The 19,020-nt window shown below is 42.5% G+C and carries 22 protein-coding genes; 15 read left to right on the top strand and 7 right to left on the bottom strand.

All coding sequences use genetic code 11. The features are described 5' to 3' along the window. Positions 1-8 precede the first annotated feature (8 nt). The gene (locus LVD17_RS12820; protein ID WP_233767311.1) at positions 9-1,925 is read left to right on the top strand and encodes a DUF294 nucleotidyltransferase-like domain-containing protein; all 1,917 of its coding nucleotides are present in this window, start codon (positions 9-11) and stop codon (positions 1,923-1,925) included. Further along, positions 1,925-2,611: a 3'-5' exonuclease gene (locus LVD17_RS12825; RefSeq protein WP_233767312.1), complete on the top strand. Its 687-nt coding sequence runs from the start codon at positions 1,925-1,927 to the stop codon at positions 2,609-2,611. Before LVD17_RS12820 ends, LVD17_RS12825 begins: the two co-directional genes overlap by 1 nt. 11 nt (positions 2,612-2,622) lie before the next feature. Here LVD17_RS12825 and LVD17_RS12830 read toward each other — a convergent pair whose 3' ends face one another. From LVD17_RS12830 to LVD17_RS12840, 3 genes are all read right to left on the bottom strand, one after another. Then, a complete protein-coding gene (locus tag LVD17_RS12830; RefSeq protein ID WP_233767313.1) occupies positions 2,623-3,021 on the bottom strand; it encodes a hypothetical protein in 399 nt (132 codons plus the stop codon). A gap of 387 nt (positions 3,022-3,408) precedes the next feature. Further along, a complete protein-coding gene (locus tag LVD17_RS12835) occupies positions 3,409-3,606 on the bottom strand; it encodes a pinensin family lanthipeptide (protein ID WP_233767315.1) in 198 nt (65 codons plus the stop codon). A 141-nt stretch (positions 3,607-3,747) separates the two neighbouring features. Beyond that, positions 3,748-4,275 (bottom strand): GNAT family N-acetyltransferase, encoded by a 528-nt coding sequence (locus LVD17_RS12840; protein ID WP_233767316.1) that lies wholly within the window; start codon positions 4,273-4,275, stop codon positions 3,748-3,750. A 276-nt stretch (positions 4,276-4,551) separates the two neighbouring features. Between LVD17_RS12840 and LVD17_RS12845 the strand changes: the two genes are divergently transcribed. Together LVD17_RS12845 and LVD17_RS12850 are read left to right on the top strand one after the other, a co-directional pair. Continuing rightward, positions 4,552-5,595 carry a hypothetical protein gene (locus tag LVD17_RS12845; RefSeq protein ID WP_233767318.1) on the top strand — a complete coding sequence of 348 codons (1,044 nt, stop codon included), beginning with the start codon at positions 4,552-4,554 and terminating at the stop codon, positions 5,593-5,595. Positions 5,596-5,621: 26 nt separating this feature from the next. After that, positions 5,622-6,068, top strand: coding sequence for a pre-peptidase C-terminal domain-containing protein (locus LVD17_RS12850; protein ID WP_233767320.1), 447 nt, complete (start codon positions 5,622-5,624; stop codon positions 6,066-6,068). A 45-nt stretch (positions 6,069-6,113) separates the two neighbouring features. Here LVD17_RS12850 and LVD17_RS12855 read toward each other — a convergent pair whose 3' ends face one another. The 3 genes from LVD17_RS12855 to LVD17_RS12865 form a co-directional block, all read right to left on the bottom strand. Beyond that, on the bottom strand, positions 6,114-6,434 hold the full coding sequence (locus tag LVD17_RS12855) for an MmcQ/YjbR family DNA-binding protein (RefSeq protein ID WP_233767322.1): 321 nt from the start codon (positions 6,432-6,434) through the stop codon (positions 6,114-6,116). Between the two features lie 66 nt (positions 6,435-6,500). Continuing rightward, positions 6,501-7,238, bottom strand: a complete 738-nt coding sequence (locus LVD17_RS12860; RefSeq protein ID WP_233767324.1) for an SDR family oxidoreductase — start codon at positions 7,236-7,238, stop codon at positions 6,501-6,503. A gap of 422 nt (positions 7,239-7,660) precedes the next feature. After that, positions 7,661-8,248: a Crp/Fnr family transcriptional regulator gene (locus LVD17_RS12865; protein ID WP_233767325.1), complete on the bottom strand. Its 588-nt coding sequence runs from the start codon at positions 8,246-8,248 to the stop codon at positions 7,661-7,663. A gap of 206 nt (positions 8,249-8,454) precedes the next feature. Between LVD17_RS12865 and LVD17_RS12870 the strand changes: the two genes are divergently transcribed. The 11 genes from LVD17_RS12870 to LVD17_RS12920 all read left to right on the top strand — a co-directional run bounded on the left by LVD17_RS12870 (position 8,455) and on the right by LVD17_RS12920 (position 17,645). Next, positions 8,455-8,808 carry an ArsR/SmtB family transcription factor gene (locus LVD17_RS12870; protein WP_233767327.1) on the top strand — a complete coding sequence of 118 codons (354 nt, stop codon included), beginning with the start codon at positions 8,455-8,457 and terminating at the stop codon, positions 8,806-8,808. 2 nt (positions 8,809-8,810) lie between these two features. Then, a complete protein-coding gene (locus LVD17_RS12875) occupies positions 8,811-9,752 on the top strand; it encodes an SRPBCC domain-containing protein (RefSeq protein ID WP_233767329.1) in 942 nt (313 codons plus the stop codon). 12 nt (positions 9,753-9,764) lie between these two features. Continuing rightward, positions 9,765-10,145 carry a VOC family protein gene (locus tag LVD17_RS12880; protein WP_233767330.1) on the top strand — a complete coding sequence of 127 codons (381 nt, stop codon included), beginning with the start codon at positions 9,765-9,767 and terminating at the stop codon, positions 10,143-10,145. A gap of 110 nt (positions 10,146-10,255) precedes the next feature. After that, positions 10,256-10,846 (top strand): TetR/AcrR family transcriptional regulator, encoded by a 591-nt coding sequence (locus LVD17_RS12885; RefSeq protein WP_233767332.1) that lies wholly within the window; start codon positions 10,256-10,258, stop codon positions 10,844-10,846. Between the two features lie 44 nt (positions 10,847-10,890). Further along, positions 10,891-11,643 carry an SDR family oxidoreductase gene (locus LVD17_RS12890; protein WP_233767333.1) on the top strand — a complete coding sequence of 251 codons (753 nt, stop codon included), beginning with the start codon at positions 10,891-10,893 and terminating at the stop codon, positions 11,641-11,643. A 3-nt stretch (positions 11,644-11,646) separates the two neighbouring features. Next, positions 11,647-12,927 carry an acetyl-CoA C-acetyltransferase gene (locus tag LVD17_RS12895; RefSeq protein WP_233767335.1) on the top strand — a complete coding sequence of 427 codons (1,281 nt, stop codon included), beginning with the start codon at positions 11,647-11,649 and terminating at the stop codon, positions 12,925-12,927. An 837-nt stretch (positions 12,928-13,764) separates the two neighbouring features. Next, on the top strand, positions 13,765-13,932 hold the full coding sequence (locus tag LVD17_RS12900) for a pinensin family lanthipeptide (RefSeq protein ID WP_233767337.1): 168 nt from the start codon (positions 13,765-13,767) through the stop codon (positions 13,930-13,932). Positions 13,933-14,065: 133 nt separating this feature from the next. Beyond that, positions 14,066-14,941, top strand: coding sequence for an AraC family transcriptional regulator (locus LVD17_RS12905; RefSeq protein WP_233767338.1), 876 nt, complete (start codon positions 14,066-14,068; stop codon positions 14,939-14,941). 833 nt (positions 14,942-15,774) lie between these two features. After that, positions 15,775-16,491, top strand: coding sequence for a pirin family protein (locus tag LVD17_RS12910; protein ID WP_233767956.1), 717 nt, complete (start codon positions 15,775-15,777; stop codon positions 16,489-16,491). Positions 16,492-16,547: 56 nt separating this feature from the next. Continuing rightward, complete coding sequence (locus tag LVD17_RS12915) at positions 16,548-17,090, top strand: YceI family protein (protein ID WP_233767340.1); 543 nt, start codon at positions 16,548-16,550, stop codon at positions 17,088-17,090. Positions 17,091-17,201: 111 nt separating this feature from the next. Beyond that, positions 17,202-17,645 carry a DMT family transporter gene (locus LVD17_RS12920; RefSeq protein WP_233767342.1) on the top strand — a complete coding sequence of 148 codons (444 nt, stop codon included), beginning with the start codon at positions 17,202-17,204 and terminating at the stop codon, positions 17,643-17,645. Positions 17,646-17,678: 33 nt separating this feature from the next. Here the strand turns inward: LVD17_RS12920 and LVD17_RS12925 are convergent, their stop codons facing one another. Further along, positions 17,679-18,914, bottom strand: a complete 1,236-nt coding sequence (locus LVD17_RS12925; protein ID WP_233767344.1) for a winged helix-turn-helix domain-containing protein — start codon at positions 18,912-18,914, stop codon at positions 17,679-17,681. Between the last annotated feature and the right edge of the window lie 106 nt (positions 18,915-19,020).

Below are 19,020 nucleotides of genomic sequence, written 5' to 3' on the forward strand. Positions count from 1 at the left end.
CGAAAGAAATGGCTGCTAACACCATTGCCTCCAGGATAGCTGATTTTCTGAAAAAGTATCCTCCTTTTACATCACTGTCTAAGGAGGAGCTTTACCGTATTTCCTCGGAAGCAGTGGTATGCCATTTTGAATCGGGAGACTACGTGTTCAGGCAGGGAGAAGCAGGCTCGGGAAATCTTTTTGTAGTCAAAGAAGGTGTGATCCACCTGGAGAGGCAGGAGGATGATGCTTTAGTGCTGGTAGATATTTGTGATGAAGGCGACCTTTTCGGGGTCAGGGCCATGCTGAGTGGCAACCCCTATGTTTTTCGTGCCAGAAGTGCCGAAGAGAGCCTTGTTTATGCCCTTCCTGTAGCCCTTTTTAAGCCACTGATCGAAAACCACAGTCAGATAGCCATGTTCTTCGCTGCCGGACTTGCCGGTGGTCAGGCCGGATTGTTGGATACCCATACCACAAAAAGATTTCCTTATCAGGATTCCGGATCGCTGCTCAATTGGAATCGCCCACTGGAAAAGACTCACGGAGAACTGGTGTGGATGTCTCCAGACAAGACCATAAAGGAAGTGGCCACTGCCATGACCGATAAGAAGATAGGATCGATGGTACTGTGCCATGTCAATGGTGAGCTTGCAGGCATTGTTACCGACACTGACTTTCGGGAAAAAGTAAGTACGGGCAAAGCAAGCATTGACGCATCTGTAAGTGATATCATGTCGACCGACGTTGTGACCATGCCTTTGGGGCAGCCCCTTTCTAACTATTTGTTAAAAATGCTTCGCCATAAGATCAGGCATATATGCATAACTACTGATGGCAAACCAATAGGCATGCTCAGTGAGCGTGACCTGATGGCGGCACATCAAAACCATCCTGTTGCACTGGTTTATGCGATAGAGGAGGCGCCAACCCTGCAAAAGCTAATTGACCTGCGCAACCAGGCAGATGACCTGATCCGGTTTTACCTGGAACAGCAGGTATCCATAAGCTTAACCGCATCCCTGGCCACACATATCAACGATGCGCTGATCCGTAGAGTGATTGATATAGCGCTACAGGAAGTGCAGAAAACATCAGGTACTCCTTCGGTTGATTTCGCATGGATCAGCCTGGGGAGCGAAGGCCGTTCAGAGCAACTGATCCGCACTGATCAGGACAATGCCATCATTTATGAAGATGTAAATGGCAGTACTGAGGATAAAGAAAAGGTGAAGCAGTACTTCCTGCAATTGGGCAGCAAGGCCAATGATATGTTGGCAGAGGCTGGATTTGAATACTGCCCGGCTGATATGATGGCGGGCAACCCCCAATGGTGCCAGCCTTTAAGTGAATGGAAGCAGTACTTTTCCGGATGGATCAGACAACCTCAGGAAAAAGCACTGATGCTATCGACCATTTTCTTTGACTACCGCCGGGTTTATGGTTCGGAGGCATTACTGGTGCAACTGAAAGACCACGTGAAAAAGGAAGTCCTGGAAGAAAGCATCTTTCTTAATTTCCTCGCAAAAAATGCCCTTAAAAATCCGCCACCGCTGAGTTTCTTTAAAAATTTGGTTGTTGAAAGGTCAGGAGAGCATCAGGATGAGTTTGACATTAAGGCGCGGGCGATGATGCCGTTTGTGGATATTGCAAGAGTACTTTCATTGGATATTGGCCAGCTTGATGAAATGAATACCGTGGCCCGCTACCACCTTTTGGCCAGAGAGGAACCTAAGAGAAAGGAGCTATATCACGCTGCGGCAGACTCATACGAATACCTGATGAGGATTAGGGCACTCAATGGTTTTACACACCATGATTCGGGGCGGTTCATTTCCATAGAAAATCTGGGTAAGCTTGACAGACAAATCTTAAGAAATACCTTCGAACCTATTTACCAGCTCCAGCAAATGCTTGAATTGCGTTATCAGCTCAGCTATTTTAACTGATGGGCCTGCTTTCTAAAATATTTGGAAAAACTCCCTCAGGTGATCTGCCTCCATTTGCAAGGTCATACATGGAAGCTTGCAGGGATATCGATCAGAAAGTACCTATCGAGAAAGCCAGGTTTGTGGTTTTTGATACGGAAACTACGTCATTGGAGGTCAAAGAAGCCAGACTACTTTCTATAAGCGCTGTAAGTTGTACCCATAACCAAATAGAAGTCAGCTCAGCCCTGGACTGCTACGTGGCCTGGGGCGATGATGTGAGACCGGAAAACATAGCAATCCATGGCATCACCAAACGGCAAAGCGATACAGGCCTGCAACCGGAGGAGGTGATAGAAGTTTTCCTGGATTACATCAAAGATGCCGTGCTCGTGGCGCACCACATCGATTTTGATATATCCATGGTCAATAATGTTTTGAATAAGTATTATCCCGGCCTGAAAATAAAAAACCTTTTACTCGATACAGCACAACTGGCCATCAGACTGGAGCAACCCCGCATGAGCAGCACAGCCACCAATCCGAAAGACTACACCCTTGATGCGCTGATGGGCAGGTATGGCATTGATCCGTTAGAGCGCCACACCGCCCTGGGCGATGCCTACTCTACAGCAGAGTTATTGATCAGACTACTCCCTAAACTAAGACGGCGGGGATTGAAGAGGGTGGGGGATTTTATAAGGTAGCGTTCAAACTCTTAAGGCCTAAACACTCCAATAGTACCATGTCTGCGGATTTCTTCAATTTTTTTCTTGTAATCATTTAAACAATCTTCAAAAACGGGAGACAGTAGTTTGGATTGATCTTTTAATGATAACGCAACAATCTCAATATACTCCTCTCTTGAAAATTTATTTCTTATTTTAACCATTGAACAGCGACAGTAATTTTCAGTTAACTCAGGGTAATTACTGGTCATTTCCCCTGCATCTTTCAGACATTGGTTTATAATAACCTGACCATCTTCGTAAGTCCATTGAGATGATTTTCGGTTGTCGGAAATGAAAAAATAAATGCTATATCCAGTAATTAATACTATTACAGCAGGTATCCAATGCTTATGACTAAATGCTTTTTTTTCATTGAGCTTACTCAATCTTATAACTATGTTAAGTGATTTCAGTAAAGAATAAAGTTTGGAACGGATCCATTAATAACAATATATTCATTTCCCTGAAATAGTTCGAAATAATGGCAATTGCAATCTACAGAAGTTTTCCTAAGCCTTTAAGGACTAGGAAAGCTGGGCCTTTGATCGATGCTTCTAAACGCTAAGCTTATCAGGGGTTGCAAGGATGGTAAAAAAATGCCTACACTATAGCGGTAACAATTGTTGAAATGGGGTTAGGCTATTTAAAGAAACTTAAATAAGGGTATTTTTTGTTTAATTTTTTATTAAAAAAATAACAATAATAAAAGCGGCTATTTAAAATTGACCTCATTAAATTAAAAACCCGACCTGCAAAACAGGTCGGGCAAAAGTTTAACCGTTGCACATGTTCTCCCAGTGCGTACAGCCACCCCGGGTGCCGAGGGCCCATTCAATATCAATAGGGTAAGCCTCCACAGGTACACAAGCTCCTCCGGAAATTCCTCCTTTAATTGTTTGAGGGTTGTTACCATCATTAACAGCGGTAACAAAACTTTTCACTTTCAGTTGGTTTAAACTTAACTTTTTCATGTTTAATAGGGTTTTTAATGTTGCCTACTCTGATAGCTTTTCGGCTTCCGCTTGATATGACCGGTTTTACCCGGCAATCAAGGCTAGATCAATGCCTCTTCACTTTTGTTACCCATGAAAAAGAGATTTTTTTTTAAACGGTCATGTGAGTTCCAGTTTCATTAAAATGTCCGTCTGCACATCATCTCCGAGAATGAAGGAGTGCGTGTCAAACTCCACAAAGCCATTCTTTTCGTAGAATTTAATGGCTCTTGGGTTTTCTTCCCATACCCCCAACCACACAGTGGCACTGTTTCTCTCCCTCGCTAAACTCATGGCCTTATCAAACAGTAGTTTTGCCACACCCTTTCCATAATATTTTGCCAGCACATAGATCCTTTCGATTTCCATCGTGTGCTCCGGCATGCTTTCGGTTTGGGCATTCCCGAAATTGACCTTTAAATAACCAATCGCCTGACTGTCGTATTCAGCAAAAAAGAACATTGAATCAGAAGTCTTAATCTCTTCTGCTAACGCTTCCTGGCTAAACTTGCTGTCAAGGTATCTTTGCAGATTTTCAGGAGAATTGGCAGGCCCGAAAGCTTCTGTGAAGGTAGTCCGGCCTATCTCCCGAAGTGCTTTTACATCGGCTGTTTCAACAGGTCGGATGGTTATATCACTGGAGTTCATGATGATTTGAGGTTATTAAGGGAATCAGGTTTTAAATTAAACTTTTAACCTGACAGATGAAATGCATCAAAGCTAAAAAAGTCCAAAAAAAGCACAATAATGCACTTTAAGTGCACTTTTAAAAGTATTGATTAATCTAGATATCCTTTCAGAATATTGAGTCTTATCGCATATAACGTATAAATAATTGACTGATATTGTAATTTTTTATTGTGATATTAAAAAATATATAACATATTACCCGCCCATTTTTTAAAACCTTTTAATTAATTAATCATGAAGTCCACCATCCTTTTATTTCTAATGGTATTCGTTGCAGGCCTGTCAAATGCGCAGAACCTGGACAAGCAAAAAACAAAAGTAACTTACACTCAATTACCGTTGAAGCCGCTTCCGGAAGAAATCACTCAGTATTATGTAGAAACAGACCTGGGTTATATCTATAGTGGCGACAGCAAGACCGAAACCCTGAATAAAATAGGGTCGGCGGCAAACATTGGTCATTTGGAAAAGACCACTGATCAGGGAGCGAAACTATTGGTCCGTTTGGAGACCTATTATAAAAGTGAAGTAAATTTTGAGACAGTTGTGAAAAAAGAAAAAAGAGACGACAAGGAAGTTTCTGTTACTTATCACTATCTCACTTTTGAATATAAGTATCCACTGTATTTTGAGCTGACCCTTCCCGGGGAAGTTGATAAATTCTATTCTGAGTTTTCAAATAACTCAAATCAGATGTCAAGATATAAAAGTAGTGAGTACAGAACCTCTTCAGAGCTTAGCAAGTGGTGGAACTCAAATTACAAGTCTGTACAAGGTAAGTTAAGAACGGACCTGTTAAATAAAAACGTAAGTGACCTGAGATTTACCCTTGATAAATTTTTCTCCTATAGGACGAATACCTTATATACAGAATTTCTGACAGTGAAGAAATTCAAATCATTTGAGTATGATGATATCGATGAAGCCTGGGGAAAAGCAAAATTGGCTTTAGAAGAAATATCTGAGAACGATATAGTGTTTAGCGATGCGTTTAATGCTAAAATGGAAGAAGCCATTGTGATCTGGAAAAAAGCCATTGCCGAAAGTGATCTGGAGAGCAAAAAGACCAGAATTAACAAAAAAGTTACTGAGGCGCTGTATAACAATATTTTCCTGGCTTATGCCATGATGTCGGATTTTGAGAAAGCAGAGCAGGTAAAAGCTATGGCTGAGGAGAAAATAAATAAAAGGGCTATTGATAACTATGCTGAGTCTTTCCTTGAAGGACGTAAAGAGCGTTTTGAAATCAATGCAGGACGTATTCCTAACTCAATCTAATTGATGCATTTTGACTTTTTAATATAATGAAATACTTATACTTATTTTTAGTTTTTATCGGACTTGCGGCATGTGGTTCTGACGAAGAAAAATTGCCCGAAAATGTAGTTGAAAGCTCTAACGGGTTGATAATTACGCTGGAATGGTCAACCGGAGGCTCTTCTACACAGGCTCAGGCAGATGCAGACCTGGACCTGTTTCTTTTAAAGGATAATGGCGAGGTAGATTCTTCGGAAGGTTCATCTTTTGAAACCGTCAGGATAGAGGATTTTTTTGCCGACGGAGATTACTATGTTGAAGTGGAATATTATGCCGGCTCGGCTGCTTTGGACTACTCACTTTACGTGAGCAGTGCAGGATCTTCGGAAAACAAGCTATACGAAAGTTCATTGTTAGCTTCAGATAAGGGACTTGTAGTTCGATATCTTAAGATCAACAAAGCAGGAGATACATATACTATCACTGATCTTTGATAAGTAAGCATAATAGCATTTGGATGCCGGGTGAAAGCCCGGTATTTATTTTTTATTCACCACATCCTTATAGGCCGTATCCAGCGCATCCAGCAGCAATTCCCGGGGGACTTTGCCAAGCTCAAAGGTAGTCCAGCCCTGCAGGCCCCATTTGTTGGGCACGGGATATACAGCCTTCGCATCAAACTCACAAAACACCGATTGATCTACCTCATTTAGCTTAATGTTCGCCGTATGGCTTGGTTCATGAAGCGTCGCAAAAATTCTCCTTTTTATGACCTTAAATGCAGCCCTGTCGAAGTGAGGGGCTTCTTCCGTACCGGGAAAAGCTAAAGCCATTTCCCTGAAAATATCTATTGTAACCATACACTCTTCAAGTTTAAAACTAAGATACTAAGCAGTATCGGGACATGCTTGGAAATTTACGACATGCTACAATTGATTGATCTTTTTAAAAGCAAATGAAGGAGCAATCCTGGAGAGCATGTAGAGTATTTTAACACCACCAATCTTGATTTCCTCTTTCCCTTTTTCCAGTTTACGCAACATTTCATCCACAGCCTTTTGAGGAGAAATCGCCATCTTTGGCGGGTCTCCCTGGTGCCATGGCGTATCCACTGCCGACATCATGACTTCAAAAACCTTAACGGGTTCGGCCCTTAATTGATGCCTGAGTACCCGGGTAAAAGCATGTAAGGCAGACTTTGTTGCATTGTAAATAGGGTAAATGGCCCTGGGAGCGTAAATAAGCCCGGTCGTAATATTGATGATGGTTGCGTTCCTGTTTTTCATCAGCAAGGGCAAAAACAACTTGATGAGTACAATAGGAGCAATGAAATTTGTTTGCACTTCGGTTTCGGTCTTTTCTATCATTTCTCCATCTGCCAAAAAGTTTGTTTTGTGTACAGTAGCTGCATTATTGATCAATATATTGCAGGAAGAATGATTATTTGCCACCCAGTTGTACAACCCCTGTCTTTGGATTGGATCGGAGAGGTCACACGGATAGACCTGAACGGCGGGCATTTCTTTTTTTACAAGCTCAAGCTTCTCCACTGAGCGGCCACATATCAATACCGTATTACCATTTTCGTGAAGCCTTCTGGTAAGTTCAAGGCCAATGCCGGAGCTGCCCCCGGTAATCAGAATAGTGTTATTCTTTAATTTCATATCGCTCTTTTTTCTTCAAAATAGAGCATGAAATACACCAATGTCATTAACCTGTGTTAACACAACCAAAAAATATGGAAGTCTTAGTGATTTGTGTAAAAAGCGACATTCATTGGTGAGATTATGATAAGCTGACCCAACCAGTAGCGAACCGAACTAAGTGGCAGCTTTACTAAACTTCCGAAAGTTTGGTAAAACCTATTGCAAGATTTCTTCCTTTCAGGACTGGAATTGCAAGTACTTACACGTTGAAAAACTGAAGACTAAAAGCTTTTCTTAAATCCGGAAGCATTAGTTTTTATAATTCTATAGATCGGAGTCCATGAACATTGCAAGTTAGATAAGGTTTGAGGGTCGTCCTAAGCCACCTATGTTCCTGCTGACGGTCGAAACTTTTGTCTGAAGCCGTAAGAAAGGATATTCTAAGTGGCATGCGCCATACCCATCTTCCTCCGAACCCGGCTTAGTGCTACCGGCGTAATGCCCAGGTAGGAGGCTATCATGTGCTGCCTCACTCGGTCGGAAAGGTCGGGGTATTCTTTCAGAAAGGAACGATAGCGAGCTTCTGCATCAAGTAAAAGGAACTCCCTTTCACGATTTTCTTTTTTTATAAAAGCTTTTTCCAAAATAGCCACAAGGAAAGTGCTCCAGCAGGGGTGTCCGGCTGAGAGGCTTTTCCATTGCTGAAAATCGAAAGTGATAATCTCTGAATCTTCGAGCGCTTCAATATTGAAATAAGAAGGCCTGTTTAGGGTCATGGCACTATAAGAGCTTAAAAACCTGCCTTCGGGGAAAAAACCCTTCGTAAACTCATTACCGTTATCGTCTACATAGTAATAACGGAATAAACCATTGCCAATAAAGCCAAACTGACGCGGAACCTGTCCTTCACGAATAAAATGCTCTCCTCTAGTAACCGATAAGTTTCTCGCCATAACCAAAAGCTTTTCTTCCTGCTCCGGAGGCAGTTCTGTTAATGTACGGACGGTTTGGAGGAGAAGTTCTTTCATAAAATACTCGCTTGAGGAAAGATAACAAACTTTGGCTTAACCCTGAAATGCACCCTCTCAATCAGGCCGAAAATCGGTTCGTTGAAGCACCTGTTATGGTAAAGTTAGCTTGAGGCTTCTTTACAGGGATCAATAAAAAAGAACCGTAAAAATTTGTAACCATTCGGTTACATTTTTATATTTGTAACCAAATGGTTACGAAAGGGATGAGAAGAGATGTATTTCAGGCAATTGCTGACCCCACACGACGGGAGATAATAAATATACTGGCCCACAAACCGCTCAACTTGAATGCGGTCGCGGAGAAGTTTGATGTGAGTCGCCCGGCCATATCCAAACATGTCAAGATTTTGGAGGAATGTGGGTTGATCTCTATTAAGCGGCAAGGTAGGGAGCGATATTGTCAGGCACGGCTGGATAAGCTGAGTGAAGTCCACGAATGGACGGAGAAATTTAAAATTTTCTGGACGCAGAAGCTGGATGCTTTGGAAAACTTTCTGGAACGTGAGGCCCATGGAGAACAGAAAGCAAAGACGAACTCAAAACGAAAATCAAAATAATAATGAATAGAGATCAGGGTAAAATAACAAAAAAGTCTGATGGCTTTCAGGTAAGGTTCGAAAGAGAGCTTAATTATAGCATAGATGCGGTTTGGGATGCCATAACCAACCCGGAAAAACTCAAAATATGGTTTACTGATTTTGAAATGGAGCTAACGGAAGGCGCTGATATCACCATTAAATTCAGGGATGAAGCAGCAACGAAGACCTTTGGCAAAATAATTAAGGTAGAGCCGCCACGACGCTTCGAGTATACCTGGGAAGGAGAGCTGGCCGTATGGGAGCTGGAACCAATAGGTGATCACCGATGCAGACTGGTTCTCACTTACAGTAAATTGAGCAGTGAATACGCCATAAATGCACCGGCAGGATTTCACTCCCTGCTTGACAGACTGGAAGATATGTTGGGAGGAAACGATAAGTTCTACCCATTCGGAACTGAAGAGAATGACCCTGCGCACTTAAGAATTCAGGAAGCCTATGGCCGGATAGCCTATGATGATTTTCCTGAACTGAAAAGGTATAAGCCGGTGGTGATCGAACGGACTTACAATGCTCCTATAGATAGAGTCTGGAGCGCTATCACTGACAAAGAAAAGATGAAGGAATGGTATTTTGACCTAGAGGACTTTAAACCTCAGGTGGGATTTAAGTTTCAATTTGAAGGAGGTACTGAAGAAAAGTGCTACCTGCATCTTTGTGAGGTTACTGAAGTAGTACCCGGCAAGAAACTACAGTATAGCTGGAAATACGACGGGTATGCGGGTAACTCCTTTGTGACCTTTGAACTCTTCGACCTCGAGGGCCAGACGAAGCTGAAACTTACGCATACTGGACTAGGAACCTTCCCCGAAAGCAATCCTGATCTTGCCAGAGAGAACTTTGTGGGTGGCTGGGAAGACATCATTGGCAGATCGCTGAAACAATATCTTGAAAATCTTTAAACATTATTGCTTATGAAAATTGGAATGACCAGTGTTTTTGTAAATAATCCCATAGAAGCCTTTAAGTTCTATACTGAGATATTGGGCTTTGTGAAAATAATGTATATGCCCGAGCATTATCTGGCTATTGTGGCATCAGCTGAAGATCCGGAAGGAACTACATTGCTTCTTGAGCCCAACGATAGCCCGATAGCCCAAAACTACCAGACGGAACTTCGCAAAGCCGGGCTGCCGTGCATCGTTTTTAAGACAGATGATATTCAGAACGAATACCAGCGCTTAAAGGAGTTAGGAGTGGCGTTTACAAAGGAGCCAACCAAAACAGAATGGGGAACGGAGGCCATATTTGACGATACTTGCGGCAATTATATTCAACTACATCAAATGCCCTGAAAGCATTAGGCAAATTATCTACCTCAATCGCTTTGTAACTTTATCATAAGTTGATACGTTTGTCTGATATATACCGATCGGTATATATTAAGGATAAGTTTATTTAAGAAATGTCAAAGACAGAGCGAACCAAGGCGCATATCATCGAAAAAACGGCCGGCATATTTAATACCAAGGGTTTTATCGGAACCAGTTTGAGTGATATGGAAAAGGCCACTGGTCTTACCAAGGGAAGTATCTACAATAACTTCAAGAATAAAGATGCGGTGGCCCTGGCCGTATTTGACCACAACCTGCAATTGGCCAACAAACTTATTGAGTCTGAAATGGACAAATATAGTACAGCCAGGGAGCAGTTACTCGCTTATACAGAGGTTTATTTGGACAATGTGCTTCAACGTTCCTTCCCCCATGGCGGATGCCCCATGCTCAATACAGCAGTAGAAGCTGATGATACACACCCTGAGCTACGTGAGAGAGCGGCAGAGGCAATTATCGACTGGAAAAATAGAATTTCCTTTCTCATCCGAAAGGGAGTGTCAGATGGGGAATTCAGACAGTATATAAATGTAGAGCAGGCGGCACTTACCATTTTTGCTACGGTGGAGGGCGCTGTCATGATATCTAAAGTAACGGGCAAAGTCGAGTATCTGAACATGATCATGGGATCAGTCCGAAAAATGATCTACGACCTGGAATAAAAAATTTTAAACAAAAATATACCGATCGGTATAAAATCATATTTATGAAAACAACGAATAACACAGTGCTGATAACCGGCGGTAGCGCAGGGATCGGCTTCGAAATTGCCAAACTTTTTGTGTCTGGCGGGAATAAAGTAATTATTACCGGAAGGAATAAGGAACGACTTGAGCAGGCATCAAAACAGCTTGACAATGTAGTAGCGATACCTTTTGATGTTACTGATGCACATCAGGTTGAGCAGCTCGTAAAAAGGCTTAATGATGAGTTTCCCGAACTTAATGTTGTGGTTAATAATGCAGGGAAAGCAGCTCTGCATAATTTGTCTGAAAGTACAAACAATTTTGAAATTGCCAGTGAGGAAATTCTCACCAACTACCTTTCTGTAATTAGGCTAAATGAGCAGTTGTTGCCTTTACTTAAAAGGCAAAAAGAGGCAGCTATTGTAAACGTATCTTCGGTGGTTGCCTTTGCTCCTTCTGCCATAATGTCAACTTACGCTGCAAGTAAGTCGGCCCTGCATTCATACACCCAGTCACTGCGACTAGCTCTATCCAGGGATACTTCTGTCAAAGTATTTGAACTGATGCCTCCTTTGGTCAATACAGATTTCTCCAAAGAAATAGGAGGTGAAAACGGTATTTCTCCTGAACTTGTAGCAGAGGATCTGCTGAATGCCTTTAAAAATGAGCAGTACGAAATACATGTGGGAGCTACTGCCCAGATCAGCGCGTTGAGCCGTAAATCACCTCAGGAGGCCTTAATGGCGATGAATCAGTCATTTTTAAATAAATAAAATATGCTAATACATAAAGAACCCCGAAAAGTAGCTGTTGTCGGGTATAACCGGATACCCTTTGCCCGGCACAATACTGCTTATGCACATGTTGGCAACATAGAGATGATGACAGCCTCACTGGAAGGCCTGATCAATAAATATGAGCTCCAGGGCCAGCGGTTGGGAGAAGTGGCCGGTGGAGCTGTAATCAAGCATACCCGTGAGTTTAACCTGATGCGCGAGAGTGTAATGGGTACATCACTTGACCCGGCTACACCTGCATGCGATATACAGCAGGCATGTGCTACCGGAATGGAAGCCGCCATTTATATAGCCAATAAAATAGCCCTGGGACAGATTGATGTGGGCATTGCCGGAGGTGTGGACTCAGCCAGTAATGTCCCCGTAGTGGTCAGCGAACCTTTGCGTAAAATATTGCTTGAAGCACGTAAAGCAAAGTCTTTTGGCGGTAAGCTGAAGCAATTTCTGAAAATTCGGCCAAAGCATCTGGTGCCTGTTGCGCCAGGCATCGATGAGAGACGCTCCAAATTGTCCATGGGGGGCCATACAGAAATTTCTGCAAAGCACTATGATATAAGCCGGGAAGACCAGGACAAATTTGCGCTGGAGAGCCACCAAAAGATGGCGAAAGCTTACGATGAAGGTTTTTTCAATGATATGCTCACTCCTTACCTGGGCCTGGATCACGACAATAACATGAGAAGGGACACCAGCATGGAGAAGCTGGCACGTTTAAAGCCTGCATTTGATCCGCTCAACGGTACACTTACTGCCGGAAATTCAACACCATTCTCCGATGGTGCTTCATGCGTTTTGCTTGCCAGCGAGCAGTGGGCAAAGGAGCACAACTTGCCTGTATTGGCATATATTTCATTTGCGGAAGTGGCAGCCATTGAATTTGTCAATGAGCGGCATAACCTGTTGATGGCTCCCGTACATGCGGCCACCAGGATGCTGCAAAAGGCGAATTTAAACCTCCAGGATTTTGACTTCTATGAAATCCACGAAGCGTTTGCCGCACAGGTATTGACCACCCTCAAAATATGGGAAAGTCCAGAATTCATGAAGAAGTTTGGCTATGACAAACCTTTGGGAAGCATTGACAGAAACAAGCTAAACACGAAAGGAAGCAGCCTCGCTGCTGCGCATCCCTTTGCTGCTACCGGAGGCCGGTTAATAGCTACCATGGCCAAACTGCTGAACCAAAAAGGCTCAGGCCGCGGCTTTATCTCCGTTTGTGCCTCCGGAGGTCAGGGAGTGACTATGATTATGGAGAAGTAAAATAATAATCAGGTAATCGGTAAATTTCAACGGGGTGTGTTAGAAGTCGGAAGACGGAAGACCGGAGTGGGCTCGGTAACCGGTGATCAGTGTTTGGTAATTGGTGGAATTGAAGTGTGTACATCGGTAAAACTGAAACGGTTTTAAAAGAATCGGGATTTTCAACATTCTACGGTACTCCTATCCTCTTGAGGGGACTATCAATGCTGTTAGGTTAAGACGTAGGCCACGGCAATGCGCACTTTTTGGTTGATAAAATTTACTGACAGCTTACAGAGCTAAATTGCGGCTTTACTAAACTTTGAAAGTTTGCTAAAGCTTTACTGTTCGGCAACACCGGCTGAGGGTTATACCTTAAAGCAGAGATTGCTACCTTTCTACGCATCGCCTCTCTGTCTCCTGCCGTAATGAAAGATTGTGCCTCCGAAGGCCGTAGAGTCCTCTTCGAGAGACTCTACACTGGGAAAGTAATATATAATCCGGCCTTAACGTAATAGCATTGGAGGGATTATAGGGTGTTTTGAACTTGTGGGAATCAGTGATATGCACCTTCCGAAAAGTAGTGTATTGCCAGAAATAGAGCATGATTCATAAGATCTTTATTATAGCCTTTCAGGGTGAAAATCAGATCTTTGGTTCTGAATTTCTTATATTGTAGGTAATGAAATTGCTAATAACAATTACATAAGGCACTCAGGGGGTAAAGATACGGTTTCTCAAAAGCAAGTGCTGAATACCCCTCCGACAAGAATCGTAACTAAAATTTAAGCTCAATCATACAGACTTATGTCCTGCAGGTCTTAAAAAATGCAGGGCCGGAACAAAAACCAATATTTTATGAAAACCAAAAAAATCAACCTGAGCGACCTGAGAGTTAAAAGTTTTGTTACAAATCTGGAAAAACCATCCAGGCAGACTATAGTTGGTGGGCAAAAAGTACCCAAAAGTAATGTGTGCCCTGACTCCAATGAGCCATGCTTTTCTGTAGATATTTGTTCTTTATAGCAACAAACGATGTTTAACATAATCACGAGCCCGGGATTGGTCAATGCCGGGCTTTTTTAGTTTTGCTGTTTAATAGTATTCTCTCATCGATTACTTTAGTATAATTAAATACCATGATCCTGGAACATAGCTAATGAAAGAAAACCCCTTAATAAAAGTCTACCACCTCCAAAATGAAGAGCACCCTAACCGGTTTTTCAATATCGAGAAGATGGAGGCCATCTATGATAATATCAGCGGAAAAACTGTAGAGCCACACCGTCATGACTTTTATACTATCGTTTGGGTACAGCGCGGCCGCGGACATCACCTGATCGATTTTAATACTTATGATATTGAAGATGATCAGGTGTTCTTCATTAGTCCGGGTCAAATCCATCAGATTGATACACCGAAGCGTCCACAAGGCTGGGTGATCTCCTTTTCTGCTGATTTTCTTAGTGCCAGTAGTATATCGCAGGACTTTATTCTGAAGATCAACCTGTTTAAAAGCTACAGCGACAGTCCGCCTGTCTATCTGGATGAAAAGACCAAGGCTTCGTTGGGGATAATCATTGATGCACTCTATGCCTCATTCAAAGAGGAGAATAACTACAAAGAAGAGGCCGTAGGTTCCTGGCTCAAGCTGTTTTTAATAGAATGTGTGAACCTGTGCGAAAAAAGCAGGCCGCCTGAAACCTCGGCTACCTCCTGCGTGCTCATTGATTTCAGGAAGATGGTTGAAGAAAACTTTCGAAACCTTCATAAGGTTTCAGAATATGCAGGCCTGCTTTTCCTTACTCCAAAACATTTAAATCAGGTGGTAAAGGACACTATCGGTTGTACAGCCAAGGAATACATCATCGACCGCATCATCAGCGAGGCCAAGCGGCTGCTCATCCATACCCATGAGACCGTGAAGCAAATTGCCTTTTCGCTAGGTTTTAAAGAGCCACTGCACTTCAACACCTTCTTCAAGAAAAAGTCTGGCCTCACCCCGCTTGAGTTCAGGAAGCAGCATGAGGTTTAGATGGGTTTTTTGGTAAGCAGTAATCGGTAATCGGTTGATTTGTAGTGTGGTTAGGTTGGAGGACGGAAGACCGAAGTCGGAAGATGGGAGTGTTTGGTAGGTGGTGAATAGTGAACAGTAAATAGTAAACGGTAAAAGGGGATTTGTAAAAGAATTGGAATTTTGAATATTTCTACGACACTACTATCCCTTGAGGGGTTGCAATGGTTATTCAAAGGCCTGCTTGTTTTGTCGCTACAGGACAATCTGATCTAAATGGCTGTTCCTACAAATATTTTACCCCTACGGGATTATCGCCGCAGAAGGGATTCCTAATTAATTTTAACGACAATACGGCCTGGTGTCCTGCAAGGTCATAGTATTTATAGAAAAAGGAAAAGCAAATATGTGCCATAGGAGAGCCTGACCATAGAATACAGCTCTATTTCGGCACACATGCAGGCATTTTGGGATAGGAATGTACGTTTTTTTAATTTGCATATTTACTTAATCGAAACCATGCATAAATATAATCCGGCCTTAACTTAACAGCATTGGGGGGATTATAGGGGTGTTTTCAACCGGTAAACCATGAACTCGTAAATAGTAAACTACACAAACTTCCGACATTTCTATAGTCCAACCCGACATTTTTGTAATACCCTCCTTAGGCCTCTTGCCGTTTTCTCTATTAGAACAAAACAAAAAAGATGAAAAGGAAAAAGTTTATATCGATGCTGGCTTTAGGTTTAATGTCACTTGGCTTCACCAAAGCTTTTTCGATGTCATCTAAAGAAGACCGGCTCACAAAGCAAGTTGGCTTCAATCATTTACCAAACAAGAAGGAGAAAACAATGAAAACCGTATTACACAAAGCAGATACCAGAGGATACGCCAACCACGGATGGTTATTGGCGCGACATACCTTCAGCTTTGCTAATTATTTTGATCCCACACGCATTCAATTTGGAGCCCTCAGGGTTTTGAATGATGATCAAATTGCCGGAGGGAGAGGTTTTGGATCACACCCTCATGAAAATATGGAGATAATAACCATCCCTCTTGAAGGAGATTTGGAGCACAAAGACAGCATGGGCAATGGTACAGTGATCAAAGAGGGAGATGTACAGGTGATGAGTGCCGGAACCGGTATCCTTCATAGTGAGTACAATAAGAATGAAGACAAAGCGGTAAAATTATTTCAGATCTGGGTATTCCCAAACCAGGAAGATGTAAAACCGCGCTATGACCAGATCTCCATTGCTGACCTGAAAAAGAAAAACGAGTTTTATCAGATATTATCGCCAAACCCTGATGACCAGGGCGTGTGGATACATCAGGATGCATGGTTTCATCTGGGTGATTTTGAGGCCGGTACGCAAGACACCTACACCATCAAAAAGCCTGGCAATGGAGTTTATGCCTTTGTAATTGAAGGCGATGTAACTATCAATGGCCAGGTACTAAACAGGCGTGATGGTTATGGTCTTACAGAGCTTGATCAACTGACTGTAACAGCCGATAGTGATGCCAGGGTATTGCTTATGGAAGTGCCGATGATCGATGAATAAGGAGCATAAATAATTATAAACAGACAATCAATATTCACTTGCATAATATTATTAAAATGGAAACAACACAATTAGTTAAAACCTGGGCTATAGATCCTGCCCATTCAGAAGTTCACTTTAAAGTAAAGCACATGATGGTGTCTACCGTTACCGGTTCATTCGATGAGTTTTCCGGTACGGTAAAATCAGAAAATGATGATTTCAAGGATGCTGAAATAGAATTTAGTGCCAAAATTGATAGCATCAATACTAAAAACAGTGACAGGGACGGTCACTTAAAATCTGATGATTTCTTTAATGCGGCAGCATATCCTGAGCTTAAATTCATTTCATCATCACTTACCACAGAAGGTGAAGATGAGTACAAGCTGAAGGGCTACCTGACCATCAGGGATATCACTAAAGAAGTAGAGCTGGATGTGTTATTCAATGGCCAGGCGGTTGATCCTTACGGAAATACCAAAGCAGGTTTTGAGATCACCGGAAAAATAAACAGGAAAGATTTTGGACTGAAATGGAGTGCAGTAACAGAGGCAGGAAGCATAGTGGTGGGCGACCAGATCAGGCTTGATCTGAATGTACAACTCATCCTTAACTAGTTTAAAAGCATAGGGTGCGGACGCCGTAAATTTGTTTGATGTAGATTTAACGTTAGTTCTAAGTACTTGTCCGCACCCTTTCTTTAATTTGTATTTTCAAAAATTATCCCGATGAAATTACTCCTTATGTTCTCTGCAGTGATCGCCGGTACGGTACTGCCAATACAAGCTGCTCTAAATGGTAAAATGGGAAAAGCTGTAGGCGACCCGGTTTATGCAACATTTATATCCTTTGTGGTAGGTTCTGTTGGCCTTTTTGCTTACATCATGTTTGCGAGAACAGACCTGTCCGGTATAACCTATGCACGGCAGGTGAGCTGGAGTGTCTGGGTTGCAGGACTGTTGGGAGCGTTTTACGTCGCCAGTGTCATTATTCTGGCTCCCAAGTTAGGAGTAGCACTTACTTTCGGTTTGATAGTTGCCGGCCAATTAGGCATTTCCCTTGCTATGGACCATTTTGGCTTGCTGGGTATCCCTGTTCACACCATCAACTGGCAACGGATCGTTGGTATTTTGCTCATTGTTTCAGGCGTTGTATTGATCAGGAATTTTTAAAGGATTGGAGTCACAAGGCGTTTACAGTTCAGGCTAAAGCAATCCATTTACCAGCCGTTGTATCTCCTTTAAAACCGGATGATTCCGCGACTTGAGTATCTTCAGTTTTTTGCAACCACAGAAAGCAACAAAGCGGGCAAGGCTCTGAGAAAAGGCGTCTATAAAACGTTCGTCTGGCTCAAAACCATTTTCAAACCAAAAAGATTTAACAGTAAATACCCCAGTGGCTCTGTCTGCCTTAGGATCAAACTTGCCAACCAGTTGGTCATGATAAAGTATGGGCAGGCAGTAGTAGCCAAACTTCCGTTTCTTCTCCGGCACATAGCACTCCAACTGATAGTCGAAGTCAAAAAGCTCGAGTGTGCGTTTTCTCTGAATGATCAGGTTGTCGAAGGGTGATAAAATATGTGCCGTATCGTTGGTTTTATGATCAGGCAGATCAGTTAAGGTAAAGTAGATTTGGTTGCTGCCTTCTACACTAACAGCCTGCACTATACCTTTCCTGATCATTTTATTCAAGGCTTTCTCAACGTGGGTTTTAAGCCCTTTCCTCAGGTAGGTGATCTCCGGTAGCGAAGCAATTCCCTGAGCTGAAAGAGCCCTTTGGATCAGATACTCATGAAACTCCTCTTTGGCAGGCATGGATATGTCCAGGTTAGCAGGTAGGACCCGTTCCGCAAGATCATAGACCTTCTGAAAGTTGATCCGTTCTGCCACCATGAGCCTGCCTTCCATAAAAAGTTGCTCAAGGGCTACTTTGGCAGGTTTCCAGTTGTACCAGGCACCAGAGGTATGATTGCTGTCTTTAAAGTCCTTAGATTGCAGTGGCCCTTCCGCTTTTATTCTGTCGAGCACGTACGAAGTCATTTTCTTATTCTGGCGAAACCAGTGAGATTTGCCCCGGGCGTATTCCTGCTTTTTTAGCAGGCTGTAGCGATAGTCCTCCATGGGCAGGAAGGATGCTGCATGGCTCCAGTACTCGAAAACCTGCTTTTCCCTTACCATTTGCATCAGTTCATCCTGTTTGTATGCAGTATTCCTCGTATGAAATATATGGTGATGAGACCTTTCAGCAACAGCCAGCGTGTCTATCTGCACATAGCCGAGTTTGCGGATAACGTCGAGCGAACTTATTCCATTGTGAGGGAAGAGCTGTGCATCAATAACAAGGTTTCTGGCTTCTGTCTTTGTAATTGTTTTAACTGGTTTCATACCAGCAAAATACGAAAAGCAGGTGATATTGTTTGCGGCTGAGTATGATTTCTCCATAAATAAATTTGACCATACAAAATATTGCTCATTTTATTCATGATGTAATTTTACCTCAATGATTGATTTTAAATTAAAAGGATAATTCATTAGCTTGTATTCAGAA

Source organism: Fulvivirga ulvae (assembly GCF_021389975.1).
Lineage (GTDB): Bacteria > Bacteroidota > Bacteroidia > Cytophagales > Cyclobacteriaceae > Fulvivirga > Fulvivirga ulvae.

What these genes read in the sequence shown, in the direction of transcription:
- LVD17_RS12920 (WP_233767342.1), top strand. Translation starts at nt 17,202, where the DNA reads ATGAAATTACTCCTTATGTTCTCTGCAGTGATCGCCGGTACGGTACTG.
- LVD17_RS12910 (WP_233767956.1), top strand. Translation starts at nt 15,775, where the DNA reads ATGAAAACCGTATTACACAAAGCAGATACCAGAGGATACGCCAACCAC.
- LVD17_RS12825 (WP_233767312.1), top strand. Translation starts at nt 1,925, where the DNA reads ATGGGCCTGCTTTCTAAAATATTTGGAAAAACTCCCTCAGGTGATCTG.
- LVD17_RS12860 (WP_233767324.1), bottom strand. Translation starts at nt 7,238, where the DNA reads ATGAAATTAAAGAATAACACTATTCTGATTACCGGGGGCAGCTCCGGC.
- LVD17_RS12880 (WP_233767330.1), top strand. Translation starts at nt 9,765, where the DNA reads ATGAAAATTGGAATGACCAGTGTTTTTGTAAATAATCCCATAGAAGCC.
- LVD17_RS12870 (WP_233767327.1), top strand. Translation starts at nt 8,455, where the DNA reads ATGAGAAGAGATGTATTTCAGGCAATTGCTGACCCCACACGACGGGAG.
- LVD17_RS12835 (WP_233767315.1), bottom strand. Translation starts at nt 3,606, where the DNA reads ATGAAAAAGTTAAGTTTAAACCAACTGAAAGTGAAAAGTTTTGTTACC.
- LVD17_RS12890 (WP_233767333.1), top strand. Translation starts at nt 10,891, where the DNA reads ATGAAAACAACGAATAACACAGTGCTGATAACCGGCGGTAGCGCAGGG.
- LVD17_RS12840 (WP_233767316.1), bottom strand. Translation starts at nt 4,275, where the DNA reads ATGAACTCCAGTGATATAACCATCCGACCTGTTGAAACAGCCGATGTA.
- LVD17_RS12875 (WP_233767329.1), top strand. Translation starts at nt 8,811, where the DNA reads ATGAATAGAGATCAGGGTAAAATAACAAAAAAGTCTGATGGCTTTCAG.
- LVD17_RS12845 (WP_233767318.1), top strand. Translation starts at nt 4,552, where the DNA reads ATGAAGTCCACCATCCTTTTATTTCTAATGGTATTCGTTGCAGGCCTG.
- LVD17_RS12855 (WP_233767322.1), bottom strand. Translation starts at nt 6,434, where the DNA reads ATGGTTACAATAGATATTTTCAGGGAAATGGCTTTAGCTTTTCCCGGT.
- LVD17_RS12885 (WP_233767332.1), top strand. Translation starts at nt 10,256, where the DNA reads ATGTCAAAGACAGAGCGAACCAAGGCGCATATCATCGAAAAAACGGCC.
- LVD17_RS12865 (WP_233767325.1), bottom strand. Translation starts at nt 8,248, where the DNA reads ATGAAAGAACTTCTCCTCCAAACCGTCCGTACATTAACAGAACTGCCT.
- LVD17_RS12820 (WP_233767311.1), top strand. Translation starts at nt 9, where the DNA reads ATGGCTGCTAACACCATTGCCTCCAGGATAGCTGATTTTCTGAAAAAG.
- LVD17_RS12905 (WP_233767338.1), top strand. Translation starts at nt 14,066, where the DNA reads ATGAAAGAAAACCCCTTAATAAAAGTCTACCACCTCCAAAATGAAGAG.
- LVD17_RS12850 (WP_233767320.1), top strand. Translation starts at nt 5,622, where the DNA reads ATGAAATACTTATACTTATTTTTAGTTTTTATCGGACTTGCGGCATGT.
- LVD17_RS12895 (WP_233767335.1), top strand. Translation starts at nt 11,647, where the DNA reads ATGCTAATACATAAAGAACCCCGAAAAGTAGCTGTTGTCGGGTATAAC.
- LVD17_RS12915 (WP_233767340.1), top strand. Translation starts at nt 16,548, where the DNA reads ATGGAAACAACACAATTAGTTAAAACCTGGGCTATAGATCCTGCCCAT.
- LVD17_RS12925 (WP_233767344.1), bottom strand. Translation starts at nt 18,914, where the DNA reads ATGGAGAAATCATACTCAGCCGCAAACAATATCACCTGCTTTTCGTAT.
- LVD17_RS12900 (WP_233767337.1), top strand. Translation starts at nt 13,765, where the DNA reads ATGAAAACCAAAAAAATCAACCTGAGCGACCTGAGAGTTAAAAGTTTT.